At 58.9% G+C, this 14,024-nt stretch carries 12 protein-coding genes; 1 reads left to right on the top strand and 11 read right to left on the bottom strand.

Going from position 1 to position 14,024, the window contains the following annotated elements; all coding sequences use genetic code 11:
• Nucleotides 1–147: 147 nt before the first annotated feature.
• The 4 genes from MUN80_RS01740 to tatA (MUN80_RS01725) are packed head-to-tail and all read right to left on the bottom strand — an operon-like array spanning nucleotide 148 to nucleotide 4,245.
• Nucleotides 148–2,151 (bottom strand): LysM peptidoglycan-binding domain-containing protein, encoded by a 2,004-nt coding sequence (locus MUN80_RS01740; RefSeq protein ID WP_244718795.1) that lies wholly within the window; start codon nucleotides 2,149–2,151, stop codon nucleotides 148–150.
• A complete protein-coding gene (gene gatA, locus MUN80_RS01735; protein ID WP_244718793.1) occupies nucleotides 2,151–3,590 on the bottom strand; it encodes an Asp-tRNA(Asn)/Glu-tRNA(Gln) amidotransferase subunit GatA in 1,440 nt (479 codons plus the stop codon). The genes MUN80_RS01740 and gatA overlap by 1 nt, the downstream gene beginning before the upstream one ends.
• Before the next feature lie 10 nt (nucleotides 3,591–3,600).
• On the bottom strand, nucleotides 3,601–4,011 hold the full coding sequence (gene tatA / locus MUN80_RS26070; protein WP_311136262.1) for a twin-arginine translocase TatA/TatE family subunit: 411 nt from the start codon (nucleotides 4,009–4,011) through the stop codon (nucleotides 3,601–3,603).
• 12 nt (nucleotides 4,012–4,023) lie between these two features.
• Nucleotides 4,024–4,245 carry a twin-arginine translocase TatA/TatE family subunit gene (gene tatA, locus MUN80_RS01725; RefSeq protein WP_244676004.1) on the bottom strand — a complete coding sequence of 74 codons (222 nt, stop codon included), beginning with the start codon at nucleotides 4,243–4,245 and terminating at the stop codon, nucleotides 4,024–4,026.
• Nucleotides 4,246–4,580: 335 nt separating this feature from the next.
• Here tatA (MUN80_RS01725) and MUN80_RS01720 point away from each other — a divergent pair, with 335 nt between their 5' ends.
• Nucleotides 4,581–5,543 carry a GAF domain-containing DNA-binding protein gene (locus MUN80_RS01720; RefSeq protein ID WP_244718791.1) on the top strand — a complete coding sequence of 321 codons (963 nt, stop codon included), beginning with the start codon at nucleotides 4,581–4,583 and terminating at the stop codon, nucleotides 5,541–5,543.
• A gap of 238 nt (nucleotides 5,544–5,781) precedes the next feature.
• Here the strand turns inward: MUN80_RS01720 and MUN80_RS01715 are convergent, their stop codons facing one another.
• From MUN80_RS01715 to MUN80_RS01685, 7 genes are all read right to left on the bottom strand, one after another.
• Entirely contained in the window at nucleotides 5,782–7,164 is a 1,383-nt protein-coding gene (locus MUN80_RS01715) for a murein hydrolase activator EnvC family protein (RefSeq protein WP_244718789.1), read from the bottom strand.
• Nucleotides 7,148–7,918 carry a lipoprotein insertase outer membrane protein LolB1 gene (gene lolB1, locus MUN80_RS01710; protein WP_244718787.1) on the bottom strand — a complete coding sequence of 257 codons (771 nt, stop codon included), beginning with the start codon at nucleotides 7,916–7,918 and terminating at the stop codon, nucleotides 7,148–7,150. Before lolB1 ends, MUN80_RS01715 begins: the two co-directional genes overlap by 17 nt.
• Nucleotides 7,911–9,737 carry a tetratricopeptide repeat protein gene (locus MUN80_RS01705; protein WP_244718785.1) on the bottom strand — a complete coding sequence of 609 codons (1,827 nt, stop codon included), beginning with the start codon at nucleotides 9,735–9,737 and terminating at the stop codon, nucleotides 7,911–7,913. Before MUN80_RS01705 ends, lolB1 begins: the two co-directional genes overlap by 8 nt.
• A 112-nt stretch (nucleotides 9,738–9,849) precedes the next feature.
• On the bottom strand, nucleotides 9,850–10,860 hold the full coding sequence (locus MUN80_RS01700; protein ID WP_244718782.1) for a sugar nucleotidyltransferase: 1,011 nt from the start codon (nucleotides 10,858–10,860) through the stop codon (nucleotides 9,850–9,852).
• A 68-nt stretch (nucleotides 10,861–10,928) separates the two neighbouring features.
• Complete coding sequence (gene dut / locus MUN80_RS01695) at nucleotides 10,929–11,363, bottom strand: dUTP diphosphatase (RefSeq protein WP_244718780.1); 435 nt, start codon at nucleotides 11,361–11,363, stop codon at nucleotides 10,929–10,931.
• A gap of 120 nt (nucleotides 11,364–11,483) precedes the next feature.
• Entirely contained in the window at nucleotides 11,484–12,983 is a 1,500-nt protein-coding gene (locus MUN80_RS01690) for an oligosaccharide flippase family protein (RefSeq protein WP_244718777.1), read from the bottom strand.
• Between the two features lie 82 nt (nucleotides 12,984–13,065).
• A complete protein-coding gene (locus tag MUN80_RS01685) occupies nucleotides 13,066–13,854 on the bottom strand; it encodes an enoyl-CoA hydratase/isomerase family protein (RefSeq protein ID WP_244718774.1) in 789 nt (262 codons plus the stop codon).
• Between the last annotated feature and the right edge of the window lie 170 nt (nucleotides 13,855–14,024).

The raw sequence follows: 14,024 nt of genomic DNA, 5'->3' as shown, positions 1-14,024 counted from the left end.
GAACTAGCCACCGGCAATGGATTCTACAAAATTAGGTTTCCGGCCACGAAAAGACCCGCAAAGCCAGGTTCAGCCGGGCAAGGATTGAGGTAACAAAAAAGCCACTCTTTACGGAGTGGCCTATACTATTCTGGGTTGTCAAGAGCCCTAGCCCTGCACCAGCAGCTTCTGCCCCGGCTTCACCTCATCCGACTTTAGGTTGTTGAGCTTGCGCAACTGCTCTACCGTGACGCCCTGGTAGCGGCGGGAAATGTTGTAGAGCGTGTCGCCGGGCTGCACCAGGTGTACTTTCGGGGCAGGCAACACTTCCGTGGGCTTGGCCGCGGCCGGGGCCCGGCGCGCTACGGTTCTGGCCGCCGTCGCCGCTTCGGCTTCGGTAGGAGCCCGAAACAGCAGCTTTTGGCCCGGCATCACGGCTTCAGTTGAAAGGTTATTCCAAGCCATAACCTGGGCCACAGTTACGCCCCGTTCCCGGGCCAGCCGGGTCAGGTTGTCGCCCCGGCGCACGGTGTACTCGGCGGGCAGGCTGTCGTCGTCAGAGGTGGCTACACTGGCGGCCCTGGCTGCGGCAGCGGCTTCCCGTTCCCGGCTGCTACGGGAGCTGCGCACGGGCGCAGCGGCTACGGTCTTTTCTGGCTCGGCCGTGGCAGCTTCGGTTGTGTCGTTGTCGGCAGCGGCTGCTTTGGCGGGCTTCGTTACGGCGGCTACTTCCTGAGCCACTGCTTTGGCTACAGCCTCCTTCTCCGGTTTCTCATCCGGCAGCGGCAGCTTGGCCGGCACGGCGGCCTTACGCACTACGGCCGCTACGGCAGGAGCTACTGTTTCCGAAGCTTCCAGCGGCACGAATACTACGAGCTGCTGCTTGTGTACCAGGGCCCGGCCTTGGCGCAGCTTGTTCCAGCGCCGGATTTGGGCCGGGCTCACGTCGTAGCGCTCTGCCACGTCGGCCACACTCTCGCCGCGCTTCACCGAGTGCCGAATCCGACGGTATTGGGGTTTCTCCGCCGCTTTAGCCGCTGCAGCCAGGGCAGCCGCGGCAGAATCAGCTGGGGGCAGGGCGGGCACCAAAGGCGTAATCGGGCGGGGTGGGGGCAGTACCACTTTGCAGAAGTCCAGTACCTCAGTGCGGTTCAGCATGGCCAGCTCGGTACGCACGCAGGCCGGCACCGTCAGTTTGTAGTTCTGGACGGTTTCGGGCAGGTAGGTTTTCCGAATTTCGGGGTTGTAGCGCGCCAGAGCCGCCGAGTCGAGGCCGAACTGAGCTGAGAACTTGCGCAAATCCAGGCTGCGGCCCGAAATAACCAGGGTGTCGAGGGCCTCGGGGTAGAGGTAGCGCAGGGAGTCGTTGTGCAGGCCGTGCTCCTTGGCGTACTGCAGCGTGTACATGGCGGCCGTAAAGGTGGGCACGTAGTTGCGCGTTTCCTTGGGCAACTGCGGATACAAATCCCAGAAGGTGCGCTTGCCGGTGCGCTTCATGGCCCGCTGCACGTTGCCACCGCCCCAGTTGTAGGCCGCTAGCACCAGCTCCCAGTCGCCAAACATCCGGTACAGGTCGCGCAGGTACTTGCAGGCCGCCTCCGTCGACTTCTCCGGATTCATCCGCTCGTCGATGTACTCGTTCTGCACCAGCCGCATGTCGCGCCCGGTGGGGCCCATAAACTGCCACAACCCCACGGCGCCCACCCGGGAGCGGGCCGTGGGTACCAGCGCCGATTCTACCACGGCCAGGTATTTCAAATCCTGGGGCAAGTGGTATTTGGCCAAGTATTTCTCAAATAGCGGGAAATACAGGTTTTGCCGCTCCAGAATCCGCTGGGTGTAGCCCCGGTTGCGCAATGTGAAGTAGTTCACAAAGCTCATCACCGAGCCGTTGAACACGTGCGGCATGTCGGTGTCGAGGCAGCTTATCCGGTCCCCGACCAGGTCGCGCAGCTCGGGCGGCGTCTGTAGCCACACCAGCCGCGCCGAGTCCTGGGCCGATTGGGGCTCGGCTACCAGGGAGTCGAGCGGCTGGGTGAGCTGCACGCGCGTGGTGTCGTCACTGCGCGTGCCGGCCGGATTCAGTTCGGGTTGTACTTGCGCCGCACTGGGGCGGGCCGTAAAAGCCAGGAGCAGAAAAGGGGCGGCAACGCGCAATAACGGCTTTTTCATCAGGGAATGGCGGGAGTGAGGGATTCCGTGAGAGAATTGGCAAAGGCCAGCAAATGCTCTTCGCGGAACGCGCCGCTGAGCACCTGCACACCAATCGGCAGACCGGCCGAGTCAACCCCAGCGGGTACCGAAATGGCTGGTACGCCTGCTAGGGAAGCCTGTACGGTGAAAATGTCGGCCAGATACATAGCCAAGGCATCTTTCTGGTTTTCGCCAATCTTGAACGCCGTCGTCGGCGTCGTGGGCAGCACCAGGAAGTCGTACTGGCGCAGCAACTCGTCGGTCTTGTCCTTAATCAAACGACGAACCCGCTGGGCTTTGGTATAATAGGCGTCGTAATAATCGGCCGACAGCACGAAGGTACCCAGCAGGATCCGGCGCTGCACCTCGGGGCCAAAGCCCTGGGCGCGGGTTTTCTTGTACAGCGACTCCAGATCCGTAGCGTCCGGGGCGCGGTAGCCATACTTCACCCCGTCGAAGCGACTCAGATTGGAGCTGGCTTCGGCCGTGGTCAGAATATAGTAGGAGGGCACAATGAAGTCGAGGTAGGGGAACTCCACGGCATCTACCACGTGGCCCTGGCCGCGCAGCGTATCCAGCGTTTCTTCCACCGCCGCCTTGATTTCGGGGTTCAGGCCGGGCCGCTCCATCGTGTCGCGGATGTAGCCGATGCGGTAGTGGGGCGCGGGCGTCAGCAGCTCACTATACGCCGGCACGGGCTGCTGGCTCACAGTCGAGTCGAAGTCGTCGGGGCCAGCCATTACTTCTAGCAGTAGGGCCGCGTCTTCCACCGAGCGGGTCAGCGTGCCAATCTGGTCGAACGACGAAGCGTAGGCCACCAAGCCGTAGCGGGAAATGCGCGAGTAAGTTGGCTTGAAGCCAATGATACCACAGAAAGCCGCTGGCTGGCGAACCGAGCCGCCCGTATCAGAGCCAATCGAGGCCAGGCACAAGTCGGCCTGCACCGCCACTGCCGAGCCCCCCGACGAACCACCGGGTACCCGCTCAGGGTCAATTTCGTTGCGGGCTGGGCCGAAGTAGGACGTCTCATTGGAGGCGCCCATGGCAAACTCGTCGCAGTTCTGGCGACCGATGATAATGGCGTCCTCATCGAGCAGGCGCTGCACGGCCGTGCCGGTAAAGAGCGACTTGAAGCCGTCCAGAATGTGGCTGCTGCTTTGCAGAGCGTGGTCCTTGTAAGCCAGCACGTCTTTCAGGCCGATAACCATACCGGCCAGCTTACCGGCAGTGCCGGCGGCTAGCTTGGCGTCCACGGCCTCGGCCTGGGCACGGGCCTCTTCGGGCCATACTTCCAGAAAAGCATTCAAATGGCTTTTCTTCTGGATGTTATCCAGATAATACTCCACGAGCTGACGGCAGGTGGTCGTGCCTGCCGTCAGCTCGTTGCGAACTTCCGTAAGAGAGGTAAAGCGTCTCAAGTGGTTGCTATCAGTTGGTCATTTGATCAAGGCGGGGCCGCTCTTCCGTAGTCGGTACCGGGGGCGTGATGCCACCATCCATGGGCGGAGCTACCGTAGTAGCGGGAGCAGTGTAAGCCACATTCGAGTTGTCGGCAGCGTTAGGATGTACCGGCGTTACCGCTGCTGGTTCAGGAGCGGGGGCCGAGTACACGGGGGGCGCTTGGTAGCCGGCGTTAGGGTTGGGGCGGGGCTGGTCAGCGTTTTCAAACTCGCTGCGAATTTCACGCGACGCGTCTTTGAATTCGCGGATGCCTTTACCCAGGCCCCGAGCTAGCTCAGGAATCTTGTTGGCGCCAAAGAAGATCAGGATAACGACCATGATCAGCATGATTTCGCCGCCACCAAGGTCGCCTAGGAAGATAAGTGTGGGAGTCTGCATGGTAGTCGGGGATTACAGACGGGTTTGATTCGGGTCGTTGGGGTTTACCGGCCGGTCCCGAAACTCGGGCTGCTCGTCCTTGGAGGCATCCTTGAACTCCCGAATGCCTTTGCCCAAGCCTTTGGCCAGCTCCGGAATGCGCTTGGCACCGAACAACAAGATAATAACAAAAAGAATCAGCAGGATTTCGGTCGTGCCGAAGTTGCCGATCAGGAAAAGCGAGGCAAGTGTCATAAACGGTTGGCCAGAGGCCGGTTTGGAGTGGCAAAGCTTATTGTACGCGAATAAGCGCCGGTTAGGATTGGTAAAAGTACCCGATAATTTTCAAATGAGTTAACCTAGTCGGGTTCTGAAAAAATTATACGCCTCCTTCGCCAATCCGGAGCAACCGGCAAGCTCGTACATATAAAGATTCGTGAAGGGGCAACGCGACCCTCACTCTTTTCGTGCTGAGCCCGGGTCATAAAATTCGGATTTCAACATACTCCGCCGGGTCTTTGTCCTAAAGCATTTTTATCTTTGAATTGTTATGGTGTCGGCTGCCTTCTGCCTTTACCAATATTTGCCCAATGCCAGCGAAAACGAGCCCACCTTTTTCCTCCGGTTTTCTTACTAATCACTCGTCACACGATACCCGGGAAGCCGAGCGCCTGGATGCGTTGCGCAACTACCAGATTCTGGACACACCGGCCGAGGAGGTGTTTGATGATCTGGCGAAGTTGGCGGCTTGCATCTGCGGCACGCCTATTTCGCTGGTTTCCCTAATTGATGCCGAACGGCAGTGGTTCAAAGCCAACGTTGGCCTGGAAGGAGTGACCAGTACGGAGCGTGAAATCTCGTTCTGTCAGCACGCCATGTTCGGCACGGATATCTACGAGGTTGAAGATGCCGGCAAAGACCCGTTGTTTTGCAGCAATCCGCTGGTAACGGACGACCCAGGTATCCGTTTCTACGCCGGTGCTCCTCTGGTAACGCCCGAAGGACAGTCGTTGGGCACCTTGTGCGCCATCGACCGGGTGCCGCGCCGCCTGACCGAGCAGCAGCGTGAGGCCCTGCGCATTCTGGCCCGGGAAGTGGTAGCCCACCTGGAGCTTCGCCGCGCCCGCCTACAGTTGGAGCAAGAGCAGCGCAAGCTTGAAGGCCTGTTGCGCATGGCCAACGATGCGGCCGACTCGCTCTATATGGTTAGCCGTAACGAGTTGTTTATCAAGCAGGATCACAAGCTGGTGCGCGTCAGCGCCGCCGATATCCGCTACGTAGAGGCCCTGGGCGACTACGTCAACATTTATGCCGGCCGCGACCGGCACACGGTCTACAGTACGATGAAGGAACTGGAGACCAAGCTGCCTCCCCGCGAGTTTGCCCGCGTACACCGCAAGTACATCGTGCGCCTCGACCGGATTATGGCCATTGAAGCTGATGCCGTGATAGTGGATACCGGCCGCGGGACCGAAGGCGCCAGCAACTTATTGCCCGTACCCATCGGAAGTTCTTACAAAGCAAGCTTGCTCAATCGCCTAAACCTAGTGTAGCGCTTGGCCGGATAGAAAAAGATATCCTTGGCCGAGAAATATTACACTTTCAGCGAAAGATGCTGGGAATTGATAATGGGCCAACTATCTTTCGTCCTGTTATCAAGGAATGCTTCGCGGCGAGTATAGACGACGTCTTAGCCGTTGCGGGGAGGTTTCTGGTAGCTAAGTTTGTTTTCATAGCTCAGAAAGGCACCGTACTCTGTACGGTGTTTTTTTATGACCTTTACTGTCGAGCTTACTTGCGTCCGAGCCAGTTTTCCGGGTTTAGGTTGGAGCTGTTGCGCCACACCTGAAACTGCACCTCCGAAGTACCATCCGGGCTGGTGTATACCGTGCCGATCTGCTGGCGCATATCCACGTGCTGGCCTTCCGTTACGCTTACGCTGCGCAACTTGGCGTACACCGTGAAATACTCACCGTGCTGAATCATGACGATATTGTTCATGCCCGCAATGCTAGCCACGGTCAGCACCTTGCCCTCGAAAATAGCCCGGACCGGTTCCCCGGCGCTGGTCTGAATATCGACACCCCGGTTTTCGACAATAACGTTCTTGAGCACCGGATGAGCGTGCCGGCCAAAGCGCTGGGAGATGAACCCCTTCGAAACCGGCCACAGCAGTCGGCCGCGGTTGTCGGCAAAGGACGACGAGAGTTCTGCCGTTTCGGGTGTGAGCGTCACTTTGTCTACCCGCTCCACGGCCGCTTCCTCGGCCGCCGCTGCTTCGGCAGTAGCTGCCCGGGAAGGGGAGCTGGGGCGTGCCGTACCCGAGCCAGCATTGGCTCGTGCGGCATTAGCCCGGGCACGGGCTGCCGCCGCACGAGCGGCGGCGCGAGCCGCGCGGGCAATTTCTTCCCGTACCCGCTCGGCAATCAGGTTGTCGAGGCGGCCTACGGCCTGCTGGCGCTCGGCCAGCTCCTGGCGCAGACTTTCTTCCTGCTGGCTAAGCTTGGTTACGACTTGGTCCTGCTGGGTTTTGAGCGTGACCAGGTTACGGTTTTCGGTAAGCTGGGTGGTGAGCAGGGTGCTTTTCTCCTGCTTCTTAGCCGTGAGGCCGGTCAGCTGCTGGCTTAGGCGTTGCTTGGTGCTGGCAATCTGGGCGGCCTGGGCCTGGCGCACTTCCGAGTACTGGCGGATGTAGCGCAGGCGTAGCATAAACTGGTTGAACGATTCAGCCGCAAACAGGAACATGATGCGGTTGTAGCTGTTGGCCGTTTTCGAGGAAGCGTAAATCATACGGGCATACTCGGCCCGCAGCTGCTCCAGGCTCTGCTGGGTTTTCTGCACCTGCGTCTCGGTCTGCCGCACATCCGACTCGATGTACTTCAGGTCCGAGGAAATATTCTTGATAACGCCCTGCTGCACGGTCAGCTTTTCCTTCAGGGCATTGAGCTGGCCCACCGACGCTTCTTTCTGCTTCTGGGTTTGCTCCAGAATCCGGCTGGTTTCCTGAATCCGCTTGAGCGTGGCCCGCCGCTCCCGCAGCAGTTGGGCCTTGGTTTTGGGTTTGGTGGCGCTACTACGGGTGGTGCGCTGCTGCGCCCACACTGGCGCGCTCTGCACCGCCAACAGACTTACTATTGCCAGAAGAAAGGCGGTACGCTTACTTTTTGCGAACATAGCCCTTGGGCACCGAAAAAGGGAAAGTCAGCCGCTCCTGGTCTACATCAATGTTTCGGTAGTTAATCGTCGCGGTGGCGGGCTTGCCTTTGGTAACTTGGCCCTGCACGAGCACCGAATAGGCAAACGGTATGGTACTGGGAGCCAGCGGGCGGAAATCGGAGAAGTCGACCGTGAACTGGTTTTGGGTTTGCTGCTCGGTTAGCTTGATCTGCTGCACCCGGTTGCGCGTGAGCTCGATAAGCTGGGCAATAAGCACGCCGCCTTCCTGAAACTCGACCCGCTGCATTGCGCCTTCGTCCCCGATTTTGGGCGTGGTGTTGGCTTCAGCCGGCAAGTAGTTGCCCAGCAGCAGGGCCTGCACCCGGTCAAACGTCACGGGCACGTTCAGCAGGCGGCTCAGGTAAGCGTAGTCGCCGGCGTAGTATTCCTTCTGCAGGTAGTTAATCACCTGTACCGAGTCGCGGGTGATGTAAGCCCGCACGCCCTCGATGCCCAAAGACACCGACAGCCAGATGGCGCTGTCCTTGCGCACCCGCAGGTTGAGGTTAGCGGATTGCTGCAACTGGGGCATATCCACCTTGATTTTACCTTTGGCCTTCAGGTAGCGGAAGTCCAGGTTTTTGGCTTTTACCAATTCAGAGCCTTTGGCTGGCGCAGTGGTCGTGGCCGACTTGGTCGGGAAAATCTTGGAGCTACAGCCACTGAGCAGCAGGCCCACCCAAAGCAATACCAGCGGAAAGCACTTATTCATAGAGTCGTTTGTCTTTGATCTTGCGGTCAATAAGGGCTGAAGCCCCGCCCGCTTTTTTGGCCTTTTGCCATTCGGCCATGGCCAGTTCTTTTTCCCCGAGTTGAAACAGCACGTCACCGTAATGCTCGATGATGGTAGCGTCGGTACTGGTTTTTAGGGCCTTTTCCAGGCTTTGCCGGGCCCCGGTGTAGTCCTTGAGCTTGTAGAGCACCCAGGCGTAGGTGTCCAGGTAGGTGTCGTTGGTAGGAAACTGCTTGACCAGCTTGCCCGACATTTCCTTGGCCTTTTCCAGCTTCTCGCCCCGGATGGAGAGAAAATAGCTGTAGTTGTTCAGGGCCTGGGCATTGTTGGCGTCAAAGGTCAGGGCCGCCTCGTAGGCCGCATCCGACTTGGCGTATTCCTTTACCTCGTGGTAGGCGTCGCCGAGCTGGGTGTCAATCTGGGCCAATAGCTCGGGGTTGTCGGTAGCCAGCTTGCGGCCGTATTCCAGGGATTTGATGCCCTTGGTCGGCTGCTTTTTCAGGAGTTGGGCCACGCCGTTGTAGTACCACAGCGGCGCCTGGTTCGGAAACAGCTCCAGGGCCTGGTCGGTGTGGCGCTGCAAGGAGTCAATCTGGTTGAGCTCGGCGTCGATGAGCACCACCTGCTGCCAGATCTGAAACTTGGAGTTGTCGAGCTTGATGGCCTTGAGGTAATTGGTTCGGGCCAGCTCCTTATGCTCGGTAATGGTTTGAATGTCGCCGGCCACGGAAAATGCCTTGGCCTCCTTCGGATGGACGCGGGTCGTAATAGCCGCTAGGTCCAGGGCAATGGTTTCCAGGGCCGGGTTGGGCAACTGCTTGATGTAGTCGACCAGAATCCGCACCTTCTCGTCAATGTCGAGGCTAGGGCTTTCGAAGGCAATTTTGATCTGCTTATCCGACTCGGGCTTGTTCTGCTGCTGCCGGTAGATGTCGGCCAGAATCATGCGGGCCTGGGGGTTGTCGGGGTCCTGCTTCAGGGCCTTTTCTGCTACCCGGATGGCATCGGGAAACCGGTTGTTGGCCGCGTACATTTCGGCCTGGGCCAGCACGTAGCGCACTTCCTCAGGGTTGGAGGCCATCAGGGCCTCGCCTTCCTGCAGGGCTTTGTCGAGGTTGTTCTGCTTTAGATAAATCTGCTGCTTCTTGAACGACACCTCATCAAGCGGCCCAAACTGCTTCTCAGCCTGCTCAAAGGTGGTCAGGGCCTCGTTGAGCTTGCCCTGCGCCAGGTACAAGTCGGCCAGGTTGAAGAGGTAGTAGCCCGAATCGGGCACGTCCTTAATCAAGTTGGTGTAGACCTTGGCGGCCTGGTCATACTGCTTCTGGGAAGAATAAATCTGGGCCAGTAGTAGGTAGTAGTAGGCGTTTTTGGGGTCCAGCTTCACGGCTACCAGCCCGAAGTTGGTAGCATCCTTGAGGTTGCCGCTGAGCAGGTTAGTTTCGGCAATCTTGTAGTTGATGGCCGCGTTGGTCGGGTTTAGGGCGTACGCCTTCAGCAGCCGCTCCAGGGCCTTGTTGTAATCTTCCAGGAGCACGAACTTGACGCCTTCCACGAAGAACGACTCACTCATTTCCCGGTCTTTCTCCGACAGCTCGCGCACCTGCTGCCGGGCTACGTCCAGCTCGGCGCGGTGGGCCAGCTCCTTGCGCTCCTTGCGGCTGAGCTTGCGAGGCTTGGTATCGGTAGACGGCGCTTCTTTGGCCGGCGTTTCCTTGCCCGCCGGCTGCTGGGCATACCCCGGCCCGGCCAGCAGCAGGCCCAGCAGGAGAAGTGAAAAAGGGGCAAATCGACTCATGGACGCAGTAGCACGGACGGCTGTTCGCCGTTCAAAAAAGGGAGTTACGCCAAATAAACAAATCTGCGGACAGAAGCCCGCGCTACTGCTAACATCATGAGGGACAAAAATATCACACGCGCAGCGTGTTATAGTCGCCCAAGCTCAAATCGTCGGGGGTGCCCGTTACGGAGGCAAAGTTGCCAATCATGGAGTTGGTCACGTTGGCATGCAGCACCGTAGCCGACTGCTGCACAATGGAGTTGCTCAGCACCGAGCTGCGCACGTTGCTTTGGTCGCCCAAGGACACGTGCGGACCGACCACTGAATCCGTAACGACGACGTTTTCGCCGATGTAAACCGGGGGAATAAGAACGGAGTTGACCAGCTTGGCGGATTCAGCTACCAGGTTTTCGCCGCGCTCCTGCAGGTATTCGAGGTAGCGCTGGTTGGTGAATACCGTGGCATCCTTGTTGCCGCAGTCGAGCCATTCCGTCACGCGGCCGGGCACGAACGTTGTGCCCTTGTTCTTCATGTTTTCCAGGGCGTTGGTGAGCTGGTACTCGCCTTTGTCCTTAATGTCGTTGTCGAGCAGGAACTGGAGCTCGTCGCGCAGGTACTCGCCGTCCTGGAAGTAGTAGATGCCAATGATGGCCAAATCGGACACAAATTCCTGGGGCTTCTCCACGAAGTCAGTAATCTGACCTTGCTCGTCGAGCTTTACCACGCCGAAGGGCTTGGGGTCGTCTACACGCTGCACCCAGATAGTGCCGGCGGCCGAGCTGTCGAGGGTAAAGTCAGCTTTGAACAGGGTATCGGCAAAAGCTACTACTAATGGGCCGCTCAAGGATTCTTTGGCGCACAGAATGGCGTGGGCCGTTCCCAGAGGCTCATCCTGGTACACGATGGTGCCCTTAGCGCCTACCGACTCGGCAATTTTAATCAGGCTTTTCTCTACCGTTTCGCCGAAGCGGCCAATGATGAAGGCAACTTCTTCAACCTGCTCACCGCAGACTTTGGCAATGTCTTCGACCAATCGTTGCACGATGGGCTTACCGGCAATCGGAATCAGGGGCTTAGGAACGGTAAGAGTGTGGGGGCGCATGCGCTTGCCCATGCCGGCCATCGGAACGATGATTTTCATAGCGGAAAAAAGAGAATTTTAGGTAGTTGAGTTAGGTGTTGAAACGTATTCAGCGCAATTTGGATGGACTATTTGGTGCCCGTGCTGCCGTAGCCGCCGGTGCCCCGCTCGGTTTTGGAAAGCTCGGTTGCTTCCTGCCACTCGGCTGTTTCGTGGCGCGCTACCACCAGCTGGGCAATTCGCTCCCCGTCCTGCACGACGAAATCCTCGGCTGAGAGGTTGACCAGCAGTACTTTTAGCTCTCCGCGGTAGTCTGCGTCGATAGTGCCCGGGCTGTTGACAATGCCAATGCCGTGCTTGTAGGCCAAGCCGCTGCGGGGCCGCACCTGCACTTCGTAGCCCACCGGAATTTCCATAAACAGACCCGTCGGAATCAGGGCCCGTTGCAGGGGCTTCAACGTAATGGGCTCCGTCAGGTTGGCCCGCACGTCCATTCCGGCCGCGTGGGCAGTCTGGTAGGCAGGCAAGGGGTGGTGGGAGCGGTTGATGACAGGAATCTGCATGAAGGAGCAAGGCAACGATGATTCGGGGCAAAGATAGTCCGAACCAGATATGGATAAGTTTAGGAAGATTAATTGAGACAAAAAGAATTTGGGCGCAAAATGCCCGAGTTCTTCCTGCCCTTAGGACGCTCTCAGTGCCCGGTGGGGCCGCTCAATCAGAACCAGCAAGGCCAGGAATACGGCGCATAGCCCGAGGTGAAAAGCGTGGCGCAGCCAGAAGTCGGCCACGGGCACGTACCAGCTCAGGGCTACCAGACCGCAGGCCAGGGCCAGCCAGCCCGCCAGCCGGGCCACGGGGTAGGGCACGGGAAAGTGCTTTTCGCCCAGGCGCCAGCACACTACGGCCATCATAAAGTAGCAGGCCAGCGTGGTCAGGGCGCTGCCCATGTAGCCCAGCAGGGGAATCAGCAGGAAGTTGAGCACGATGGTCAGGGCCGCCCCGCCCACGCTGATGTAGGAGCCGTAGTAGGTTTTGTCGGTGAGCTTAAACCACACCGAGAGGTTGTAGTACACGCCCAGAAACAGGTTGGCCAGCAGCAGCACCGGTACCACGACCAGGCCCGTGCGATACTCGGGGCTTTGCAGTAGCAGTCCGAAATCTTCGATATTAACGCTGATAAAGACGAAAATCAGGGCGCAACACAGCGTAAACCATTTCAGAATCATGGCAAACGTAGCGGGCGAATTTTTGTCCGTGGATTGGGAGAAGAAGAAAGGCTCGGCGGCGTAGCGGAAAGCCTGAATGACCAGATTCATGAAAATGGCCAGCTTGTAGCACGCCCCGTAGATGCCCATAGCCGTCTGGTTCGACTGCCCCGGGTAGAAGCCCTCGGGCAGCCAGTGCTTGAGTAGAGGCCGGTCGAAGGTCTCGTTTACTATACCGGCCAGGCCCATCAGCATCAGCGGGTAAGCATACTGCAGCAAGGGGCGCAGCGGGGCCAGGTTCAGCCGAAATTTAAAATCCGTCAGCTCCCGCCACAGCATGGGAATGTAGAGGGCGTTGGCCAGCAGCCCAATCAGGAATACATAGCCCACACCCAGGCTGGGACTGTAGATGGCCCGCACCAGCGGCTGCAGGCCGGTCAGGTACTTGCCCGCCAGCACGTCGGGGCAGAACACGATGAAAAACAAGGACAAGCCTACATTGAGCAGGATGTTCATAAACCGGACCACGGCCACTTTCTTGGCTTTGTTCTCCAGGCGCAGGCGGGCAAAGGCAATGGCCGTTACCGCATCAATGCCCATTACCAAAGCCAGCCAAATCAGGTAGTTCTCTCGTCCGGGGTAGTGCAGCACCCGGGCCAGGGCCGGCGCGGCCAGGGCTAGCAGCCCGCTTAGCACCACGCTGCTGGTCAGTAGCAGGCTCAGCACCTGGTCGTAGAGCAGGCGGCGGTCGGTACCTTCACGGTTAGCAAAGCGGAAGTAGGCCGATTCCATCCCGAAGGTGAACACAATGTTAAGGAAGGCTACGTAGGCGTAGAGCTCCGTCACAATGCCGTACTCGGCCGCCGGAAACCGACCGGTGTACAACGGCACCAGCAGGAAGGTCAGGGCCCGCCCTACGATGCTGCTGATGCCGTACACGGCCGTTTGCCCGACCAGTTTTTTTACTACGCTCATGTACTCACTTCATAATCAGACGTGCGGGCAGCCAGAAGACCGTGCTTCTGGCTGCCCGCACACCAAAGGCAGTTGGTAGTATCTATTTACCGGTAAATACGGCCGGGCGCTTTTCCAGGAACGCCGCGGTGCCTTCCCGGAAATCTTCCGAGGCAAAGCTGTGCCCAAACGAGTTGGCCTCGGTCTGGTAACCGTTCATTTCCTTGTCGTAATAGGCATTCACGCAGTCGATAACCAAACCTACGGCCAACGGAGCCTTGCTCAGAATCTTGGTCATCAGCTGCTCACAGAACGGCAGCAGCTCGGCCAGCGGCACTACATGGTTTACCAAACCCAGGCGGAGCGCTTCGTCGGGCTTGATTTGGTCGCCGGTCAGCAACAGCTCCAGGGCTTTGCCTTTGCCTACGAGCTGGGTCAGGCGCTGGGTACCGCCGTAGCCCGGAATCAAGCCCAGGTTTACTTCGGGCTGACCGAAGCGGGCATTTTCGGAAGCTACGCGCATGTGGCAGGCCATGGCCAGCTCGCAGCCGCCGCCCAGCGCAAAGCCATTTACAGCCGCAATGACGGGCTTGGTGCTTTCCTCCAACATGCAAAATGCCTCCTGTCCCCGCTCGGCGGCGCGCCGGCCGCTGATGTCGTTCAAGGCAGCCAGCTCCGAAATGTCGGCCCCAGCTACGAAGGCCTTCTCGCCGCTGCCCGTCAGGATGATGCCGCGCACCTGCGGGTCGTCGAGGGCCTGTTGGGTGGCTTCCCGGATTTCCTCGATAGTCGCCGCGTTCAGTGCGTTGAGCTTGGCGGGGCGGTTCAGGGTAATGGTCAGGATGCCGGAGGCCGAATCCAGGGAATACAGCAGGTTTTCGAAAGTAGCCATGCGTTAGGTTGGATGGAAAAGTAGGAGCGAATGGCCGCAAAGATAGGGCAAAACCGCGGCCGGACTGAAGCCCGCCCCCGGCCACTGAGCGACAATACGCTCAGCTTGACCCAGAGCTATTGGGCGTTGGGCGAGAGCCAGCGGTGTTGCCGGCGAGGGTCCTATATATT

It is taken from the genome of Hymenobacter cellulosivorans (assembly GCF_022919135.1).
GTDB classification, from domain to species: Bacteria; Bacteroidota; Bacteroidia; order Cytophagales; family Hymenobacteraceae; genus Hymenobacter; species Hymenobacter cellulosivorans.
Note: the sequence above shows the minus strand (reverse complement) of the source record. Positions and strands in the feature narration are given on the sequence as shown.